Origin of the sequence: Streptomyces sp. NPDC048606 (assembly GCF_040650855.1) — a bacterium.
Lineage (GTDB): Bacteria > Actinomycetota > Actinomycetes > Streptomycetales > Streptomycetaceae > Streptomyces.
This window is the reverse complement of the sequence record NZ_JBEZIB010000005.1, coordinates 181,048-199,586: the sequence shown is the minus strand read 5'-3', so window position 1 is coordinate 199,586 and position 18,539 is coordinate 181,048. Positions and strand designations below refer to the sequence as shown.

Here is an 18,539-nt window from a genome sequence, read left to right as displayed (position 1 = left end):
ACACTCCGCCAGATGAGCAGCAGTGTCACCCGCGCCGCCGGAAGCGAGCCCTCCGGGGCCGCCGGTCGAGCCCAGGCGGATCCCGCGAACGAACACCCAGGCCGCCCCGGGAGCCGGAGCGAAGACCCGGACCGGGGCCCGCGGGCGACCGACGCCGCGAGCGGCGCGACCCGCGCCCCGCGCAAGGGCGCCTGGGCCCTGCGGACCGTCCTCGCCGCGCTCGCCGGCGTGCTGCTCTACGTCAGCTTCCCGCCCCGCCCCCTGTGGTGGCTGGCCCCCTTCGCCCTCGCGCTGCTGGCCGGCTGCCTGCGCGGCCGCCGCGCCCGCGCGGGCTTCGGACTCGGCTTCGTCTTCGGCCTCGGCTACCTGCTGCCGCTGCTCGTCTGGACCGGCGAGGGCGTCGGCCCGGTGCCCTGGCTGGCGCTCGTCACCCTCGAAGCCGCGCTGATCGGACTCGCCGGCCTCGGCATCGCCCTCGTCGGCCGGCTGCCCGCCTGGCCCCTGTGGGGCGCGGCCGTCTGGGTCGCGAGCGAGGCCCTGCGCGCCCGGGCGCCGTTCGGCGGCTTCTCCTGGGGCAAGCTCGCCTTCGGCCAGGCCGACGGCGTCTTCACCCCCCTCGCCGCGCTCGGCGGCACCCCCCTGCTCTCCTTCGCCGTCGCCCTGTGCGGCTTCGGCCTCTACGAGGCCCTGCGCGTCGCCCGCGACCACCCCCGCCGCAGCACCGCGGCCGTCGCCGCCCTGTCCGTCCTCGCCCCGATCGGCGTGGCCCTCGCCGCCCGACCGCTGGTCTCCGTGGCCGACGAGGACGGCACGGCCGTCGCCGCCGTGATCCAGGGCAACGTGCCGCGCGCCGGCTTCGACTTCAACGCGCAGCGCCGCCAGGTCCTCGACAACCACGCCAACCGGACGATCCAGCTCGCCGAGGACGTCAAGGCGGGCCGCGCCACCAAGCCCGACTTCGTCGTCTGGCCCGAGAACTCCTCCGACATCGACCCGTACACGCAGCCCGACGCCCACGCCGTCATCGACCGCGCCGTGAAGGCCATCGGCGTGCCCGTCGCGATCGGCTCCGTGCTGGCCCCGGAGACGGGACCGCTGCGCAACACGATGATCCTGTGGGACCCGGTCAAGGGCCCCACCGCCACCTACGACAAGCGCAAGATCCAGCCCTTCGGCGAACGCATCCCGATGCGTTCCTTCGTCCGGCTGTTCAGCTCCGACGTGGACCGCGTCCGCCGCGACTTCGGCCCCGGCAAGGAGCCGGGCGTGTTCGACATGGCGGGCACCGGCGTCGGCATGGTCACCTGCTACGAGGCGGCCTTCGACGACGCGGTCCGCTCCACGGTCCGCGCCGGCGCCCAGGTCATCGCCGTCCCCAGCAACAACGCCACCTTCGGCCGCACCGAGATGACCTACCAGCAGCTCGCCATGGACCGCATCCGGGCCGTCGAGCACAGCCGGACCGTCCTGGTGCCCGTCACCAGCGGGGTCAGCGCGGTCATCCGGCCCGACGGCACGGTCGTCTCGCAGACGCAGCTGTTCACCGCCGACGCGCTGGTCTCCGAGATCCCGCTCCGCTCGACGCAGACCCCCGCCACCCGCCTGGGCCCGCTGCCCGAGTACGCGCTGCTGCTGGTCGCCGCCGCCGGCCTCGGATGGGTCCTGGTCCGCCGGACGGGGGCGCGCCGGACGGACGCGTAGCTCCGGCGTTCCGCGGTCTCGTAGGGTCGGGGCATGTCCACACCCGAGTTCATCCGCGCCATCCGCGCCCGCGCCGGGCAGCAGCTGCTCCTGCTGCCCGCCGTGTCCGCCGTCGTCTTCGACGACGCGGGCCGGGTCCTGCTCGGGCGCCGGACCGACAACGGCGAGTGGTCCGTGATCGGCGGGATCGCCGAACCGGGCGAGCAGCCCGCCGAGACCGCGGTGCGCGAGGTCCACGAGGAGACCGCCGTGCGGTGCGTGCCCGAACGGGTCGTCCTCGTCCAGATGCAGCGACCGGTCGTCTACCCGAACGGCGACGTCTGCCAGTTCCAGGACATCACCTTCCGGTGCCGGGCCGTCGGGGGCCGGGCGCGGGTCAACGACGAGGAGTCGCTGGAGGTGGCCTGGTTCGACACGGACGCCCTGCCGTCCATGGGGCCCTTCGCCCTCGACCGGATCCATCGGGCGATGCGCGACGAGCCGACGTGGTTCGAGGCCGCGGACGTCCTCGCGGAGTAGCCCGCACGCGGAACGCGCCGGGGGCGGGCCCCGGAGCCGGCGCCGGGGCCCGCCCCGGGTGCGCCGACCCCACGGCGTGCCGCCCCGGGTGCGGGCGGTCCCGTACCGCTCAGCCGGCGGCCGCCGCGTCCCGGTACAGGCGCCGCGCCGCCTCGCCCATGACGGCGCTGTAGGAGACCTCCGGGACCGTGCCCCCGCCCTCGTGGCCGCCCAGCACCCCCGCCAGCGCGCCGTCCGCCAGCCACGGGCTGCCGCTGGTGCCACCGCTCAGCTCGGGGCAGTCGACGCGCCGCTGGGTGTCCGAGAACAGGGAGGTGGAGTTCGCGCAGCGCAGCGGTGCCTCCCGGTCGCTCGGGTAGCCGAGGACGGTCACCGTCACGTCGTCCGGCTGCTCGGCGGCCACCGGGAAGCCGCCGACGAGGTCCTCCACGCGCACCCCGCCCTGCGGGACCAGGGTCGCGAAGGCGATGTCGTCGTCGGGGTCCTCTCCGTCGGTCCAGCCGGGGGACACGTACACCCGGTCCAGCCGCCACACCCCGTACGGGGCCTTCCCGTCGCGGTAGCCCGGCGCGAACACGGTGGAGTCCGGATGGTCGAGGCAGTGCGCGGCGGTGGCGATCAGGTCGCGGCCCGCGCCGCGCACCACGGCGGCGGTGCAGAAGTGTCCGCCGTCCAGGCCGCCCGCGAACAGCGCGCCGACGCGCGCGGAGGTCGCGTCGGGCGGCGCCTCGGCGGTGACGCCGAGGGGCGGTACGGCGCGGGCGTCCGGGACGTCCACGCTCACGAGCGCGGCCACCGCGGTCAGCGCGAGCAGGATCCGGGCCGCCCGCCGGGGGAGGTTGGTTTGGATCATGCACCGAGCCTCCCCGGCGAACCTGTGACCGGAGCCCGGTGGTCCATGTGAATCGGCTGTGAATCCGGGCCCGGCGGCCGGGGCTTCCGGGGCTTCCGGGGCTTCCGGGGCGGCCGGGGCGGGCGGCCGGGCCCGGGCCGGCCGGGATCAGCCGCGGCGTTCGTACAGCGTCACCCGGCGCCCGCGCGTCTCGTGCTCCTCCACCGGGGTGAAGCGCTCGCGCAGGACCGCCGTCTTGACCCGGTCCCGGGCGGCGGCCGGCGGTTTCGCCACCCGGGCCGCGTCCGCGATCAGCAGGATCCGCGAATGGGCGAGCAGGGCGGAGCGGAGCGCGGCCGGATCCTCGTCCTCCACGCCCTTCAGGGTGGCCGACGCCGCCGGGCTCTCGGCGAGCGCCACGTCCGCCAGGCCCGTGAAGGCCCGCGGGGACACCAGGGCGGTGTCCCGCCGGGCGGCCGGCACGAACACCACCGCGTCCCCGTCCCGCTTCAGCCGGGCCACCTCGGCGGCCACCGACAGGACGTCGTCGACCCGGCTCGCCGGGGCCCGCTTGCCGAGCTGCACCGGCAGCAGCGCCAGCACCGACACCCCGACCACCCCCGGGACGAGCAGCGCCGACGCCCTCGGGAAACGGGGCGCGCAGGCCCGTACGGCGGCGCCCAGCGCGGCGCCGATCAGCAGGGCGAGCCCCAGCATGCCGAACAGCACGTACCGGTCCAGGTACAGCGGTCGGACGAGGGACAGCCCGATCAGCCCCAGCTGCGGCACCACCAGCAGGGGCAGCCCGACCGCCGACGCCGAGACCCGGGCGCGGTCCGGACGGTCGGCCAGGGCCGCCAGGCCGCCGATCGCGAAGAGGATCGCGGGGCCGATCATCATGTGCCAGGTGGTCGGGGGGATCCACGACACCTGGTCCGACTGGCCGCGGCTGAAGAGGATCAGCGGGGCGGCCCCCGCCACCGCGCCCGCCCCGTACGCCGACCAGCGCAGCCACACCCCGCGCCGGGCCCGTACCCACCACAGGGTCGCCGCGTGCGCGGGCAGGATCAGCAGCGACAGCCAGTTCAGCAGGGCGCACACGAGCACGACGAGCCCGTACGCCGCCCAGCGCGCCCCCGCGCGCCCACCGGCCGTGGGACGCAGCAGCGAGACCAGCAGCAGGGTCGACAGGCCGGCGCCCGCCGCGACCAGCGCGTAGGGGCGGCCCTCCTGGAGGTGGAACTGCACGGCGGGCAGCAGCCCGAGGGCGAGCCCGCCGGCCAGGCCCGCCCAGGGGCCCGCCAGACGACGCCCGAGGACGGCCACGCAGGCGGCGGCGCCGGCGATCGCGAGCACGGACGGCAGGCGCAGCGTTGTCGTGCTCGCGCCGAACACCTCGAAGACGAGGTGCATCAGCAGGTAGTACAGACCGTGCACGGCGTCGACGTTGCCGAGCATGGCCCAGATCTCGCCGGGCGTACGACCGGCCACCTGCCAGGTCGCCGCCTCGTCGCGCCACACGCTGTCCTGCCGCGACAGCCCCCACATTCCGAGGGCGAGGGTCCACAGCACGGGGAGCAGCCACACGAGGTGTCGCCCGCGGCCGCCCGGGCCTCTGCCCGAGCGACCGCCCGGTATGTGGGTCGGGGGGCCGTCGGATATGTCGGAACTCATGAAGGTGCCCGGGTCCTCGGTGTGCGGCTTCGGCGGAAGATCCCAGTCTATGGACGCGGCGGCGGACTTCCGGACCCGCTGTTGTGCACGACGGAGCGTGAGCGGCGGGACCGGCGGCCCCTAGCCTCGCCGCAGGAGCACGAACGAGGGGCGGTACCCGGTGAACTGGCTCATCCACGACTACCGCGAGAGCGATCTCGCGGCAGTGGTCCATCTCATAGACACCACGGCCGAACTCGGCCAGGAGTCCGTCTTCTCCCTCGCCGAGTGCATCAGCGCGCTCACCGACCGCCAGCCCTGCGTGGTCGCCGTCCACCAGGGCGTGCCGATCGGAGCGGCGCTCGCCTGCGTGACGGGGGAGCGGGCGTGGGTCATGCGCATCGCCATCGCCGCCGGTTGGCGCGGTCGCGGACTGGCCAGCGCCCTGCTCGTGGAGCTGGAGCGCAGGCTCATCGCCGCGCGCGTCGGCCGGATCGCCTACGTGCTGCCCGAGGAGGACCTCCTCGGCGAAGGCCTGCTGAACGCCGGTTACACGCGCCAACCGGCCGTCGCCTACTTCGAGAAGACCGAGCCGCTGCACGGCCCGGCGGCCGGCCTCCTCGACGACCTCGGCGGTCGCTTCCTCCAGGGGGACCTGTGGGCCAAGGTCGCCGGCATGGAGACGGAGAAGGACCTCATCGAGCGCCGCGTGGTGCTGCCGCTCGCCGAACCGGAACGGGCCGCCGCGCACGGGGTGCGACCCCCGCGCGCCATCGCCCTCTTCGGCCCGCCCGGCACCGGCAAGACCACCTTCGCCCGCGCCATCGCCTCCCGCCTCGGCTGGCCCTTCGTCGAACTGCTGCCCTCCCGGCTGGCCGACGGCGGGAACCTGGCCACCGCCCTGCGCGACGCCTTCGCCCGGATCGCCGAGCTGGAACGGGTGCTCGTCTTCATCGACGAGGTCGAGGAGATCGCGCCCGTGCGCGGCGAGCCCGCGCACCCGGGCGGGATGCACGGGGTGACGAACGAGCTGCTCAAGCTGATACCCCGCTTCCGCGAGGGCGACGAACGGCTGTTGGTGTGCGCCACCAACTCCATCCGCTCCCTGGACCCGGCCTTCCTGCGGCCCGGCCGCTTCGACTACCTGATCCCGATCGGCACCCCGGACGCCGCCGCCCGCGCCGCGATCTGGTCGCGCTACACGGCCGGCCGCCAGGACGTGGACGTGGCGGAGCTGGTCGCGGCGACGGAGCTGTTCACCCCGGCCGACATCGAGCACGCGGCGCGGACCGCCGCCCAGGTCTCCTTCGAACGGGACCTGGAGGCGGTGGGCGCGCGCGGAGCGGCCGCCGCGCAGCTGGGGGCGACGACGGGGGACTACCTCGCGGCCGTGGCCCAGTGCCGGCCCACCGTGACCCCGGAGATGACCACGGAGTTCGAGGCCGACATCACCGCGCACGCGCGGTCCTGATCCCCGTCCCCCGGTTGCGGCGGGGGACGGTTACACGTGAAGAGGCGCGGGACGGTTACACGTGCAGAGGCGGGGACGGTTACACGTGAAGACGAGAACGGCCCGCAGCCACTCCCCAAAGCGGCTGCGGGCCTCCCGCGCGGCGTGGGTGCCCGCGCGGACGGCCACGTTCCGGTTGGGGTGATCGCCGGCTGGAACGTGACGCGTACCTGTGTCGGTGGGCGCCCTGCGCACCCTCCTCGACCTCTACGAGTCAACCAGCCGGCCCCCCGCCCGCACCTCGGCCGGGCGGCCACACCCACCCCGGCCGAAAGGACCGCCCCCGCCCCGCCCTCCCCACCGAACGGCCGACCGGGTTACCGTCGCCCCATGGGATTCGTCGTCTTCATGACCCTGCCGGGGCTGGCACTGCTGCTCACCGCGATGGCCTTCCTCGACCTGGCGCTCGTCCGCGCGGGCCGCGCCGGACTCCTGCCCTGGCGGTGGAACGGCCGCCAGGGCCAGATTTCCGCCACCGGCTTCGAGCAACTGCACGCGAGCTTCTCGCCCGGCAAGCAGAACGAACTGAAGGAACGCCAGAGCGCCCTCGTCCTGCGCGACGACGAGGAGGACGGCGCCCCGCCGCACTCCCGCGTCGACCTCGACGGCGGCCTCGCCGTGATCCGCGTCCCCGGCGCCGCGGCACGCTGACCGCCTCCACCCCGACCACCCGCGCGCCCGCGTACCGGCTCGGGCGCCACGGCCACGGCTACGGGCGGCAGCGGTAGGTGAACTCCGTGGCCGCCGTCATCCGGTCCGGGGTGAGCAACTGCAGCTCCGCGCGCGCCGCGTAGGCGCCCGTACCGTGGAAGGTCCACAGCAGGTGCAGGGTGGCCCGGTCGCGACCGCCCGGCACGCGCTCGGTGAGCTCCTCCGAGCGGGTGCCGTCGCTGCGCACCCAGCGGTAGGTCAGGGTTCCGGGGCGCCCGTTGGTCCGTACGACGGCGACCACGTCGGCCGTCCCGTCACAGCCCGGCCCGTCGGGCGCGGTGGCCACCGACACCGCCCGCACCTCGACGCCCGGCCCGAACCGCTGCCAGCCCAGGTATCCGAGCACCGCCGCCAACACCACCACGGCCAGGGTGTAGCGCCGCCACCCGCCACCGCGCCGCCGGACGGGCGCGGGCGGGCCCACCACCAGCGGGAACGGCGCCGGCATGGCAGCCGTCACCCCCGGCCCGAAACGCAACACCGACCCTTCCACCCGGTCCGGGGCGGCGTCCCGCGGAGGCGGCGGTCCCGTGAACCAGTGACTGCCGAGGACGGTGGCGCTGTAGTCGTCGTCCCCCTGCGGGGCCCTGGGGTCGCTCATCGTGGGGGCTCCTGGTCCTGGCAGCGCGGCAGCGGCCGCGAGTCCGACGCCGACACGTTCCCGGCGGCGGGCTTGGTGGTGACGCGGACCCCGCCGAAGCAGCCGCGCCCCCGGGTGAAGGAGTGGGTCTGCACCACCGTGGCCAGGGAACCGGCCTGGACGACGACGGTGTCCCGCCCGTCCGGCACGGAGAAGTCCCCCTGCCGCTCGCCCAGGAACCACTCCAGGACGACCGTGACCGGACCCGACCCCTGCGTCGCCAGCGACACCGTCGCCTCGCCCCGGTAGACCCCGGGCCGCAGCGAGACGTCCAGCTTGGTGACGCGCAGGGTCGGCGACGGCGTCGGCGTCGGCGTCGAATGGGTGGGGGTGTGGGTGGGCGTCGGCGTCGTCGTCCAGGTCACGGTCGGCTTCGCCGTCGGACTCGCCGAAAGGGAGGGCGAGGCCGAGGCGGTCGGCGTGGGGGAGTGCGTCGGCGACGCCGACGGCGACGCGGACGGCCCCGGCGAGGGCGAGACCGGCGCGGACGGAGAGCCGGACGGGGAGGCGTTCGGCCCGGCTCCCGGCGGGGCCGGGCTCGTCGTGGCGAACGAGCTGATCGCCGACGACTGCGGCGGCGTACCCCCGATCGCGTCGGTCGTCAGGACCAGCAGCGCCCCCAACACCAGCGCGAGCCCCGACGCGAACCAGCCGCCGCGCCCCGGCGCCCAATCCGAGGTGCCGATCGAGGTCTGCGCCACCGCCGTGGTGCCCGCCGAGGCGGCCCCGGCCGACGGGAACAGCAGGGGCAGCAGCGCGGCGAGCGCGGCCAGCTTGCGCTGCCCTCGCTCCTCCCACTGCGGCCCGTACGCCGCCACCGCGATCCGCTCCAGCTCCGCCACGAACGCCTCGGCGTTCTCCGGCCGCTGCTCCGGGCTCTTGGCCAGACCCCGCCGGATCAGCGGACGCACGGCCTCCGGCGCCTCGGTCTCCGGAACGGGCGCCTCGATGTGCTGGACGGCCAACTCCGCGAAGTTGGTCCCGTCGTAGGGCTTTCGTCCCGTCAGGAACTCGAAGAAGGTGGCGGTGGCCGCGTACACGTCCGCGGTCGGCGAGGCGGGCCGGCCCTGCCACTGCTCCGGAGCCATGTAGGCGGGGGTGCCCGCCACCCCGGGGGTGTCGCCGCGCCCCGCCGCGATGCCGAAGTCCACCAGCTTCGAGGAACCGTCCGGCGCGACGAGCACGTTCTCCGGCTTGTAGTCGCGGTGCACGACGCCCGCCCGGTGCGCCGCCGCCAACCCCAGCAGGGACCCCTTGAGGACGACCAGCGCCGCTTCGGCGTCGGCCGGACCGGACTCCCGCAGCACCGCGCGCAGCGAGACCCCGTCGACCAGTTCCATCACGATCGCGGCGCCGCCCGGCGCCTCCACGTACTCGTACAACCCCACCACGTACGGGGAGACCAGCCCGCCGAGCAGCCGGGCCTCCGCCCGGAACTCCCGTACGAAGGCCGGGTCCTCCCGCAGTCGGTCGGAGAGGTACTTCACCGCCACCGCCGTCCCGGTGAGGTCGTGGACGGCGAGCACGACGCGGCCGCTGCCGCCCGCGCCGAGCTCGCGGACCTCGCTGTACCCCGGTACCGTCCAGCCGTCGCTCATCGTTCGCCCCCGTCCGTGGCGTCCCGGACCACCCGCGGGCGGCCGGCCGGTCGTCCCCCGACCAGCCACCCCCTTGTGACGTGGTTTCCGCCACGGCCGGTTCCCAACCACCGCCCACGTCACCGGAGTGTGACATCGGACGGACCGTCGGGTCCGGAGCGGTACGCCTCGGGAGGCCTCGCGGGGCCTCGGGACGGGAGGCGAGCCTCGGGACGGGAGGCGAGCGCCGGGGCGGGAAGCGAGAGGGCGCAGGCGGACGGCGCGCGGGCTCAGGCGGCGGCCGACACCGCGCCGATCATCGCGTGCAACCGATCGGCGGCGGCCCGCCCGAACGCCGGGTCGTTGATGTGCGTGTCGTAGTCGTACAGCGTGGCCGCGCTGCCCCGCAGCCCGTCCCGCAGCGCCGTGAACAGCGCCCGGTCCGCGCCCGGGTCGTGGTACGGCCCACCGGGCGCGCCCAGCGTGGACAGTCCGCGCAGCGGCAGGCAGACGGCGGTCGGCCCCGTCGCCGCCCGCAGCTTGGCGGCCACCCGGCGGCCCAGTTCCGCGCACTCCGCCTCGGTCGTACGGATCACCGTGATCGACGGGTTGTGGACGCGCACCCGTCGGTAGCGGGCCCGTTCGGGCAGGGTCTCCAGCGGCCCGAACTTCACCATGTCCAGCGCCCCCAGGCTGACCACCTGCGGGATCCCGGCACGCCCGGCCGCGCTGAGCCGGTCCGGTCCGGCCGTGAGGATCCCGCCGCACAGGTCGTCGGCGAGTTCGCTGAGGGTCAGGTCCAAGACCCCGGCGAACACGCCCTGACCGGCCAGCTTCTCCAGCGTGCGGCCTCCGGCGCCGCTGACGTGGAAGACCAGCACCTCGTAGCCGAGTTCCGTCAGCCGCTCCCGGGCCGCGTCCACGCCCAGGGTGGTCACGCCCGCCATGCTCGCCGCGACCAGCGGTCTCCCGCCCGCCCCGAGCCGGGTCGCGCGCCGGCGTTCCGGCCCGGACCGCGCGTAGCCCCGGGCCATCCCGGCGATGGCCTCCACGGCGTTGGTCAGGACCGGGGCCGAGACGCTGTTGATCCCGGCGATGTCCACCACGCTGTACATCATCGTGATGTCCGCGGAGCCGACGTACGGGGCCACGTCCCCGGAGGCCATGGAGGAGACCATCAGCTTCGGCACGCCCAGCGGCAGGGCCCGCATCGCCCGCGTCGCGATCGAGGTGCCCCCGCTGCCGCCTATGGCGAGCACCCCGTGCAGCCGACCCTCGGCGTGCAGGCGTAAGAGGACCGCTTCGGCCCCCCGCGCCATCGTCGTCACGGCCGCGCCCCGGTCGGCGTCCGTGCGCAGGCGTGACAGTTCCGTTCCCGCGGCCCGTGCCACCGCGTCGCGCGGCACGTCCGCGGGCACACGGGGTTCTCCCATGATCCCCGTATCGACCAGTACCACCTCGACGCCGGCGCGCAGCAGTCGCTCGCGCAGCCAGCCGTACTCGACACCCTTGGTGTCCAGGGTTCCCACCAGCACGACGTTCGTCATATGTGCAATGTCCATGCACGTGGGGTTTGTTGGCAAGTAAAGGTCGGGTCAACCGTCCAGTAATGCCAACAACCTGTCCAGAAAGGGCATTTGCCCGATCATCAGCTTATTTCGAGCCGTCTCGGGGGTGAACCACGCCACCCGGTCCAACTCCGGGAACTCCCGCTCCCGCCCGGAGTGCGGCGGCCACTCCATCGTGAAGGTCCCCGGCACCATCAGGGCCGGATCGAGATCGCCCTCCACCGCCCACACCGTCACCAGCTTCCCGCTGCTGAGCCGTACGTCGTCCAGCGGCAGGTACGGGCCCTCCGGCGCCGGCAACCCCAACTCCTCGGCGAACTCGCGGCGGGCCGCGTCCCGGGGCGCCTCGTCCGGCCCGTACTCGCCCTTGGGGATCACCCAGCTCCCGCCGTCCCGCCCCGCCCACAGCGGACCGCCCATGTGCCCGAGGAGCACCTCGAACCCCGGGCCTGCCGGGCCGTCCCGCCCCGCCGACGGGTCCCCGGTGCGGCGGAACAGCAACAGCCCGGCACTGCGCCTGTACCTCTTCGGTCCGGTCATGGCTCCATGTATCCCCCGTCGGGAGCTCCGCCTACCCCGCGCGGGGGGTCCCGGGTCAGTGCGCGTGCGGGCCCTGGCGGTGGACGGGGCCGTGGGCCTCGGCGCAGTGCCCGTCACCGTCGTCCACGCCCGCCTCGCCGGGCCGCCCCACCGACAGCAGCGCGTCCTGGACGTGGTCCACCTGGAGGGTCGTGTGGGTGATCCCGTACTGCTTCGCCAGCATCCGCTCCAGGTCGCGGCGTACGGCGTGGCAGTCGCCCGCCGGCTCCACCAGGACGTGCGCGGACAGGGCCGCCTGCCCGGAGGTGATCGTCCATATGTGCAGGTCGTGGACCTCGGTCACCGGCGGGTGGTGCACGAGCCGGTCACCGACCGCGTCGGGGTCCAGGTGCGCCGGAGCGGCCTCCAGGAAGATCCGTCCGGACTCCCGCACGAGCCCGTAGCCCGCCTTCACCATCAGCGCCACCACCACGAGGGTGGCGATCGCGTCGGCCTGGACGAAGCCGGTGGTCACCACGATCAGGCCGGAGACGGCCGTCCCGATGAACGCGAACAGGTCGTTGAGGATGTGCTGGTAGGCACCCTCGACGGCCAGCGAGGAACGGTTCGCCCGCGAGATGCACCAGGCCGCCGCCACGTTCACGACGATCCCCGCCAGCGCGGTGACCAGGACCAGCCCGCCCTCGACCGGAGGCGGATCCAGCAACCGTCGTACCGCCTCGTACGCCAGCCACACCGCCAGCAGCAACAGCGTCAGCCCGTTCGCCTGGGCCGAGAGTATCTCCGCGCGCTTGAGCCCGAAGGTGAAACCGCCGCGCGCCGGACGGGCCGCCAGCCGCATCGCGATCAGGGCCAGGACGATCGAGACGGCGTCGGTGAGCATGTGCGCGGCGTCGGAGATCAGCGCCAGCGAATGGGCCATCACGCCGATGACCACCTCGATGGCCATGAAGCCCCCGATGAGGCCGAGCGCGATCGCGAGCCACCGGCGGTCGGCGTCCGGATCCACACCGTGGCTGTGCCCGGCGTGCCCGGCGTGCCCGTGGGCGTCGTGGCCGTGGCCGTGGCCGTCGTGGTCGTGCCCGTCGTGGTTCTGGGACCCCTCGTGGTCGTGGGCCCCGTCGTGGTCCCGCGCCCCGTGCCCGTACCCGCTCATCGCATTCATCCCCCGTCTGTTCGGTTCCGACGCGTGAAGTGAAGCGCACCGCGAGCGGAACGGCAAAGGCTGCAACGGGGACCGTTGTCATTACCTATAAGAGGGCTCTGACCTGCGGTTATGCCGGCGCGGGCGGATCGTGGGAAAATCTGTGCATGGTCCAGCGCCCCGGTGTGCCGACCGCGCCCGAACTCGTCCTGGAGACCGCCGGCGGCTCCACCGAGATGAGTCCGGGACGCACCTACCACGTCGGCAGAGACCCCCTCTGCGAGATCTGCCTCGACGACGCCCGCGTCTCCTGGCACCACGCGGTCCTGCGCCCCGAGGGCGACCACTGGACCGTCGAGGACGAGAACAGCACCAACGGCACCTGGGCCGACGGACACCGCGTCCACGCGTGGACCGTCGGCCCCGGCAGCGAACTGCGCTTCGGCAGCGTCGAGGACGGCCCGCGCGCCCTCCTCCTCGGCCGTGCCTCGGCTTCCCGCCCCTCGGCCACCCCTGCCTCCTCGACCTCCGTCTCGCCTTCGCCTGCCACCCCGGCCTCCGCCTCGCCTTCGCCTGCCACCCCGGCCTCCGCCTCCCGTACCTCGCGCCCCTCCCGCGTCTCCCACCCCTCCCTCACCGGCACCTTCCGCAACCCCACCCACATCCGGCCCCTGCCCGCCCGGACCGCCCTGCGCATCGGCCGCGACCCCGGCAACGACCTCGTCATCGACGACCTCGTCGTCTCCCGCCGGCACGCCGAGCTGCACGCCCTCACCGACGGCTCCTTCGAGATCGTCGACGTCGGCAGCCACAACGGCACCTACCTCAACGGCGCCCCCGTCGAACGGGCCCGCATCGGCGAGGGGGACATCGTCGGCATCGGCCGCTCCGCCTTCTGCCTGGTCGGCGACCAGCTCCAGGAGTACGTGGACACCGGCGAGGTCTCCCTCGACGTCCAGGACCTCGCCGTCGCCGTCGACCACGGCCGCAAGACCCTCCTCGACCACGTCTCCTTCCCCGTCGGCGCGAAATGCCTGCTCGCCGTCGTCGGACCCAGCGGCGCCGGCAAGTCCACCCTCCTCGGCGCCCTCACCGGCCTGCGACCCGCCGACCACGGCAATGTCCTCTACGACGGCCGTGACCTCTACCGCGACTACGCCGAACTGCGCAGCCGCATCGGCCTCGTCCCCCAGGACGACATCCTGCACTCCCAGCTCACCGTCCGCCGCGCCCTGACCTACGCCGCCGAGCTGCGCTTCCCCCAGGACACCGCCAAGGCCGAACGCCAGGCCCGCGTCGACGAGGTCATCGCCGAACTCGGCCTCCTGCAACGCGTCGACCAGCCCATCCACAGCCTCTCCGGAGGCCAGCGCAAACGCGTCTCCGTGGCCCTCGAACTGCTCACCAAGCCCTCCCTGCTCTTCCTCGACGAACCGACGTCCGGACTCGACCCCGGCATGGACCGCTCCGTCATGCACATGCTGCGCGGCCTCGCCGACGACGGCCGCACCGTCATCGTCGTCACCCACAGCGTGCTGAGCCTCGACGTCTGCGACCGCCTGCTGGTCCTGGCCCCCGGAGGCCGCATCGCCTGGTTCGGACCCCCCGACGAGACCCTCGACTTCTTCGGCTTCACCCAGTGGCCCGAGGCCTTCGAGGCCTTCGAGAACCAACAGGACCGCGACTGGGCCGGCCAGTACGCGGCCTCCCCCCAGTACCGCGCCTACGTGGCGGGCGCCGCCGCCCGCCACCGCGCCGACGCCACCCCGCCCGGCCCGGCCGGCTTCGCCCCCGCCCCGCCCAAGGCGCAGAGCTGGGGCTCCCAACTGTCCACCCTGGTCCGCCGCTACGCCGCCGCCCTCGGCGCCGACCGGACCTTCCTCGCCATCATGATCGCGCTGCCGTTCGTGATGGGCGCCATGGCCCGCGCCCTGGCCGGCGGCACCCTCACGCGGGAGACCGCGATGAACGCCCTGCTCATCCTGTGCGTGGGCGGCGTACTGACGGGCGCGGCCAACGCCGTGCGCGAACTCGTCAAGGAACGCGTCATCTACCGGCGCGAGCGCGCCGTGGGACTGTCCAGATCCGCCTACCTGATGTCCAAGGTCGTGGTCCTCGGAACCATCACCGTCGCCCAAGCCGTGGTCCTCACCCTCGTCGGCCTCTTCGGCGTGCGATCGAGCCTCCCGCAGGCCTCCGGGGTCTTCCTCCCGCCCCTCGTCGAGATCACCCTCGCCGTCGCCCTGCTCTCCTTCACGGCCATGATGCTCGGGCTGCTGGTCTCCGCCCTCGTCACGAAGGAGGAGGTCACCATGCCCCTGCTGGTCCTCCTCGCCATCGTGCAGGTGGTCTTCTGCGGAGCCCTCCTCCAGCTCGCGGGGGTCCCCGTCATCGAACAACTGGCCTGGTTCGTCCCCGCGCGCTGGGCGCTCGGCGCGATGGCAGGAACCATCGACCTCGCCCGGATCGTCCCCGGCCCCCTCACCGACGACCCCCTCTTCGCCCACTCCGGCGGCGTCTGGCTGCTGAACATGGGCATGCTCCTCGCCCTGTCCGTGCTGTTCGGACTGCTGGTCGCGTGGCTGCTGCGGCGGCACGAGCCCGCGATCATGCGGAAGTAGGCCGCCCCGATGAGCGACCCGGCGGACCCCGGCACCGACTTCCGCCCCACCCACGTCGTCCCCGGGGAGGGCCTGCCCGCCTGGGAGGCCCCCGACGTCGCGCGACCCACCGCCTCCCTGGACCCCTTCCTGCCCGTACGGCTGCTGGCGCGACGGGGCGACTGGGGGGAGATCCTCTGCGCCAACGGGTGGTCCGCGTGGGTCGACGGTCGCCTCCTGGTGGCGGTACCGCAGCCCCCGCCGACCACCGGACGGCCCCTCGCGCGCGCCGAGGACCCCGCACCGCTCCTCACCCGCGCCGCCGACGTACTGGAGCGCTACCGCACGGCCGCGCGCGGCGAGTGCGGGGCCTTCCGGGCGGCCGTGACGGGCCTGCGCGCCGGCATCGTCATCGACGGGGAATCCGTATGGGTCTACGACGACACGACGGGGCGCTGGCTGTACGCGGACGGCGGCGGCCGACCGCAGACCTACGCCGTCCTCGCGGACCCGGCGGAGGCGGAACCCGAGCCGGGGCCGGGGTCGGGCGGGGTGGATCCCGGCGCGCGGGGCGACACGGGCGTCGGGGAGACGCCCCGGGGCGGACGGGACGTGCCCCACGAGCCGACCCGCGTCGCGCGGCGGCCCGAGCCGGGAGGACGCTGATGGGCGCCGCCGACCCGCTCGGCGGGCGACCCGCGGACCCAGCGGGACGCCGGATCGCCGGCTACCTCGTCGAGGGCGAGATCGGCCGCGGCGGCATGGCCGTCGTCTACCGGGCCCGTGACCTGCGCCTGGACCGTACGGTGGCGCTGAAGGTGCTGGCACCCGAACTCGCCCGCAACGACGACTTCCGCCGGCGCTTCGCCCACGAGTCGAAGGTGGCCGCCGCCATCGACCACCCTCACATCGTCCCCGTCTTCGAGGCGGGCGAGGCGGAGGGCCTGCTCTACATCGCCATGCGCTACGTCCCCGGCCAGGACCTGCGCGCCCTGCTGGACCGGACCGGGCCCCTGCCGGTGGAGACCGCCGCCCGCATCGCCGGACAGGTCGCCTCGGCCCTCGACGCCGCCCACGACCACGACCTCGTGCACCGGGACGTCAAACCGGGCAACATCCTCGTGGCGGAGGGCACCGACAGCGAACACCCCGAGCACGTGTACCTGACGGACTTCGGACTGACGAAGAAGTCCCTGTCGCTGACGGGGTTCACCAGCGTCGGGCAGTTCGTCGGCACCCTGGACTACGTGGCGCCCGAGCAGATCGCCGGCAAGCCCGTGGACGGCCGCTGCGACGTCTACAGCCTCGGGTGCGTGGTCCACGAGATGCTGGCCGGCGGACCGCCGTTCCGGCGCGACGACGACCTGGCCCTGCTGTGGGCGCACCAGTACGACCCGCCGCCCCCGGTCGGCGCCCGGCGGCCGGAACTCGCGGGGGCGGTCGACGCGGTGCTGGCCAAGGCGCTGGCGAAGGCGCCGGAGGAGCGGTGGGCGAGCTGCCTGGAGTTCACCGCCGCCCTGCGGCGGGCGGGTGCGGCGCTCGGCGCAGCGGCGGGTTCGGCGGTCGGGGGAGGGCCGCCCGAGCCGCCGGGTTGGGCGCTGCCGGTCTTCCGGGGGCGCGGGGCGGGGTAGCGGGTGGGGTGGTGGCGGGCGCGGTCCGGAGTCTGGTGCGGTTCGGTGTCGGGTGCGGTTCGGCGTCAGGGCCCGTACGGCGTCAGGGCCCGTACGGCGTCAGGGCCCGTACGGCGTCAGGTTCGGTCCGGGGCGGAGGGCGGTGCGACCCGGCCGCGGTGGCGCAGGGGGCGGGCGAGCAGGGCCCCGAGGAATCCCGCCACCGCCCCCCACAGGAGGGCGAGCGCGGTGGTGCGCCACAGGAGCGGCGTCAGTTCGACGGAGCCGCCGAGACCGCCGACGTCCCCGATGCCGAGGACGGACAGGCCGAACTGGGCCTGGACGCGGGCCAGCAGACAGACCGTGAGCGTGGCCAGGGCGAGGGCCACCGCCAGGTGCAGCGCGTGCCGCCAGGCGGGGACCCGCGCGGGGGAACGTACGGCGGCGAGCACACCCGCGCCGAGCAACAGCACGGCGGCCAACACGACGAGCCACCACGCCCGGGCGTCCTGCCGGGCGAGTCCGGCCACGTCGACGGTGGACAGCTCCGGGCCGCGCACGACGCGGTCCAGCAGCTGTGGCATCGGCAATCCGAACGGCCCCTCCACCCGGCCCTGCCAGGCACCGCCGAAGCCGACGGTGAGGGCGAGCCAGGCGAGGTTCGGCAGACCGAGCAGGACCACGGCCAGGGTGCGGGCGGCGTGCCCCTGGGTGAGGGCCACCACCAGCCCGGCGACCGCGCCGACGGCCACGTACGCCAGGAGCAGCACGGTCGTCGCGAAGGCGGCCGGGCGGACGGCGGTGTGGAAGCGCAGCAGTCCGGCGGGGAGCGGCGCGCGGCGGGACACCAAGAGGGCGATCAGCAGCAGGCCGAGGATCCACAGCAGCCCGAAGCCGAGGGTGGGGGGCACGTCCGCGCGGAAGCCGACCGTGGGGGCGGCGTCGATGATCTCCCCGATCTCCCCGATCTCGCCGATCGGGGAGTCGCCGCCGGTGAGCCCGAAGGTCCGGCGGGCCAGGAGCGCGAAGACGACGAGGAGGACCGCCCAGAGCACGACCGTACGGGCGACGCGGGCCAGGAGTTCACCGGGTCGGACCACCGCGTGGTGACGCATCGGGCGCAGGAACAGGCAGCCGGTGACGAGCGCGCCCGCCAGGCTCACCGACAGCGGCAGCACGGAGAGGCTCACGTCCGCCCCGGCCAGGGGGCCGGCGTCGCCGGTGACCTTGATCGCGCCGCCGGCGGCCATCACGACGACCGCCGCCACGACGCGGGGGAAGGCTCCGGCCGGCAGTTCGCCCGCGCCGGCGAAGGCCAGGCCCGCGGCGGCCACCGCGGTCATCACCGCGAAGCCGGCGACGACGGCCACCAGGGCGTCGCCCCAGGCCTTCGGAGAGGTAGGGCTCACCCGTCAACCGTAGGCATCCTCGGCTTGCGGTCACCACCCGGACGGCGCTCAATGGTCGCCAGGGTGCGGGACGGGTGGCCCGCCGGAATACGTCACACGTGTAAGCGCCTGACGGCCGGCCACCGGTCGGACGGACGACGGCCGGAGGCCGGACGGGCGGATGACCGGACGACAGCCGGACCGACCGACCGTCGGCAGGTCGACCGCGCGTCGTCCGTTCGCCCCCGCCGTCCGTCGCGCCCGGGAGACCTCGGGCGCCCCGCCGAGTGCATCCCGCCGAGTACGTTCCATCGGGCCCCCGCGGCGCCCGGGAGGAAGGGCAGTGACGTGACCACGCAACCCTCCGGCGAACAGCCCCCCGGACCCCCGGGCCCCACGGGCTCTTCGGGCCCCGGGGGCTCCGCGGGTTCCGCGGGCTCCTCGGGTTCCGGACGGCCTTCGGGGTCCGGGGGACCCGGTACCCCCGGACGGCCCAGCGGTCCCCCCTCCGGTCCCCTCTCCGGCGGCGGACAGGGCACCCCGGGC

Annotated in this window: 15 protein-coding genes; 7 read left to right on the top strand and 8 right to left on the bottom strand. The window is 74.7% G+C overall.

Going from position 1 to position 18,539, the window contains the following annotated elements; all coding sequences use genetic code 11:
- Window positions 1–12: 12 nt before the first annotated feature.
- Together lnt and AB0D01_RS07990 are read left to right on the top strand one after the other, a co-directional pair.
- A complete protein-coding gene (gene lnt / locus AB0D01_RS07995) occupies window positions 13–1,701 on the top strand; it encodes an apolipoprotein N-acyltransferase (protein ID WP_363054207.1) in 1,689 nt (562 codons plus the stop codon).
- A 33-nt stretch (window positions 1,702–1,734) separates the two neighbouring features.
- Window positions 1,735–2,220: an NUDIX domain-containing protein gene (locus AB0D01_RS07990; protein WP_363054206.1), complete on the top strand. Its 486-nt coding sequence runs from the start codon at window positions 1,735–1,737 to the stop codon at window positions 2,218–2,220.
- 109 nt (window positions 2,221–2,329) lie between these two features.
- On the opposite strand, the gene AB0D01_RS07985 is transcribed toward AB0D01_RS07990, so the two are convergent.
- Both AB0D01_RS07985 and AB0D01_RS07980 read right to left on the bottom strand, forming a co-directional pair.
- Window positions 2,330–3,073, bottom strand: a complete 744-nt coding sequence (locus AB0D01_RS07985) for a trypsin-like serine protease (RefSeq protein WP_363054205.1) — start codon at window positions 3,071–3,073, stop codon at window positions 2,330–2,332.
- Window positions 3,074–3,220: 147 nt separating this feature from the next.
- A complete protein-coding gene (locus AB0D01_RS07980) occupies window positions 3,221–4,600 on the bottom strand; it encodes a hypothetical protein (RefSeq protein ID WP_363054292.1) in 1,380 nt (459 codons plus the stop codon).
- A gap of 286 nt (window positions 4,601–4,886) precedes the next feature.
- Between AB0D01_RS07980 and AB0D01_RS07975 the strand changes: the two genes are divergently transcribed.
- Together AB0D01_RS07975 and AB0D01_RS07970 are read left to right on the top strand one after the other, a co-directional pair.
- A complete protein-coding gene (locus AB0D01_RS07975) occupies window positions 4,887–6,176 on the top strand; it encodes a bifunctional GNAT family N-acetyltransferase/ATP-binding protein (RefSeq protein ID WP_363054204.1) in 1,290 nt (429 codons plus the stop codon).
- Between the two features lie 369 nt (window positions 6,177–6,545).
- A complete protein-coding gene (locus AB0D01_RS07970) occupies window positions 6,546–6,866 on the top strand; it encodes a DUF6191 domain-containing protein (protein WP_363054203.1) in 321 nt (106 codons plus the stop codon).
- Window positions 6,867–6,924: 58 nt separating this feature from the next.
- On the opposite strand, the gene AB0D01_RS07965 is transcribed toward AB0D01_RS07970, so the two are convergent.
- The 5 genes from AB0D01_RS07965 to AB0D01_RS07945 all read right to left on the bottom strand — a co-directional run bounded on the left by AB0D01_RS07965 (window position 6,925) and on the right by AB0D01_RS07945 (window position 12,407).
- Entirely contained in the window at window positions 6,925–7,527 is a 603-nt protein-coding gene (locus tag AB0D01_RS07965) for a hypothetical protein (protein WP_363054202.1), read from the bottom strand.
- Window positions 7,524–9,164, bottom strand: a complete 1,641-nt coding sequence (locus AB0D01_RS07960; RefSeq protein WP_363054201.1) for a serine/threonine-protein kinase — start codon at window positions 9,162–9,164, stop codon at window positions 7,524–7,526. The genes AB0D01_RS07965 and AB0D01_RS07960 overlap by 4 nt, the downstream gene beginning before the upstream one ends.
- Window positions 9,165–9,433: 269 nt before the next feature.
- Window positions 9,434–10,690 carry a Tm-1-like ATP-binding domain-containing protein gene (locus AB0D01_RS07955; RefSeq protein ID WP_363054200.1) on the bottom strand — a complete coding sequence of 419 codons (1,257 nt, stop codon included), beginning with the start codon at window positions 10,688–10,690 and terminating at the stop codon, window positions 9,434–9,436.
- 48 nt (window positions 10,691–10,738) lie between these two features.
- Window positions 10,739–11,251 carry an NUDIX domain-containing protein gene (locus AB0D01_RS07950; protein ID WP_363054199.1) on the bottom strand — a complete coding sequence of 171 codons (513 nt, stop codon included), beginning with the start codon at window positions 11,249–11,251 and terminating at the stop codon, window positions 10,739–10,741.
- 55 nt (window positions 11,252–11,306) lie between these two features.
- A complete protein-coding gene (locus tag AB0D01_RS07945; protein ID WP_363054198.1) occupies window positions 11,307–12,407 on the bottom strand; it encodes a cation diffusion facilitator family transporter in 1,101 nt (366 codons plus the stop codon).
- A 155-nt stretch (window positions 12,408–12,562) separates the two neighbouring features.
- Between AB0D01_RS07945 and AB0D01_RS07940 the strand changes: the two genes are divergently transcribed.
- From AB0D01_RS07940 to AB0D01_RS07930, 3 genes are read left to right on the top strand one after another with little or no spacing between them, the layout of a single operon-like run.
- Window positions 12,563–15,016, top strand: a complete 2,454-nt coding sequence (locus AB0D01_RS07940) for an FHA domain-containing protein (protein WP_363054197.1) — start codon at window positions 12,563–12,565, stop codon at window positions 15,014–15,016.
- 9 nt (window positions 15,017–15,025) lie between these two features.
- Window positions 15,026–15,661: a hypothetical protein gene (locus AB0D01_RS07935; RefSeq protein ID WP_363054196.1), complete on the top strand. Its 636-nt coding sequence runs from the start codon at window positions 15,026–15,028 to the stop codon at window positions 15,659–15,661.
- Window positions 15,661–16,626, top strand: coding sequence for a serine/threonine-protein kinase (locus tag AB0D01_RS07930; protein ID WP_363054195.1), 966 nt, complete (start codon window positions 15,661–15,663; stop codon window positions 16,624–16,626). Before AB0D01_RS07935 ends, AB0D01_RS07930 begins: the two co-directional genes overlap by 1 nt.
- A gap of 116 nt (window positions 16,627–16,742) precedes the next feature.
- Here AB0D01_RS07930 and AB0D01_RS07925 read toward each other — a convergent pair whose 3' ends face one another.
- The gene (locus AB0D01_RS07925; RefSeq protein WP_363054194.1) at window positions 16,743–18,014 is read right to left on the bottom strand and encodes a streptophobe family protein; all 1,272 of its coding nucleotides are present in this window, start codon (window positions 18,012–18,014) and stop codon (window positions 16,743–16,745) included.
- Between the last annotated feature and the right edge of the window lie 525 nt (window positions 18,015–18,539).

What these genes read in the sequence shown, in the direction of transcription:
- AB0D01_RS07985 (WP_363054205.1), bottom strand. Translation starts at nt 3,073, where the DNA reads ATGATCCAAACCAACCTCCCCCGGCGGGCGGCCCGGATCCTGCTCGCG.
- AB0D01_RS07935 (WP_363054196.1), top strand. Translation starts at nt 15,026, where the DNA reads ATGAGCGACCCGGCGGACCCCGGCACCGACTTCCGCCCCACCCACGTC.
- AB0D01_RS07970 (WP_363054203.1), top strand. Translation starts at nt 6,546, where the DNA reads ATGGGATTCGTCGTCTTCATGACCCTGCCGGGGCTGGCACTGCTGCTC.
- AB0D01_RS07945 (WP_363054198.1), bottom strand. Translation starts at nt 12,407, where the DNA reads ATGAGCGGGTACGGGCACGGGGCGCGGGACCACGACGGGGCCCACGAC.
- AB0D01_RS07930 (WP_363054195.1), top strand. Translation starts at nt 15,661, where the DNA reads ATGGGCGCCGCCGACCCGCTCGGCGGGCGACCCGCGGACCCAGCGGGA.
- AB0D01_RS07950 (WP_363054199.1), bottom strand. Translation starts at nt 11,251, where the DNA reads ATGACCGGACCGAAGAGGTACAGGCGCAGTGCCGGGCTGTTGCTGTTC.
- AB0D01_RS07960 (WP_363054201.1), bottom strand. Translation starts at nt 9,164, where the DNA reads ATGAGCGACGGCTGGACGGTACCGGGGTACAGCGAGGTCCGCGAGCTC.
- AB0D01_RS07990 (WP_363054206.1), top strand. Translation starts at nt 1,735, where the DNA reads ATGTCCACACCCGAGTTCATCCGCGCCATCCGCGCCCGCGCCGGGCAG.
- AB0D01_RS07965 (WP_363054202.1), bottom strand. Translation starts at nt 7,527, where the DNA reads ATGAGCGACCCCAGGGCCCCGCAGGGGGACGACGACTACAGCGCCACC.
- AB0D01_RS07980 (WP_363054292.1), bottom strand. Translation starts at nt 4,600, where the DNA reads ATGTGGGGGCTGTCGCGGCAGGACAGCGTGTGGCGCGACGAGGCGGCG.
- AB0D01_RS07955 (WP_363054200.1), bottom strand. Translation starts at nt 10,690, where the DNA reads ATGACGAACGTCGTGCTGGTGGGAACCCTGGACACCAAGGGTGTCGAG.
- lnt (WP_363054207.1), top strand. Translation starts at nt 13, where the DNA reads ATGAGCAGCAGTGTCACCCGCGCCGCCGGAAGCGAGCCCTCCGGGGCC.
- AB0D01_RS07940 (WP_363054197.1), top strand. Translation starts at nt 12,563, where the DNA reads ATGGTCCAGCGCCCCGGTGTGCCGACCGCGCCCGAACTCGTCCTGGAG.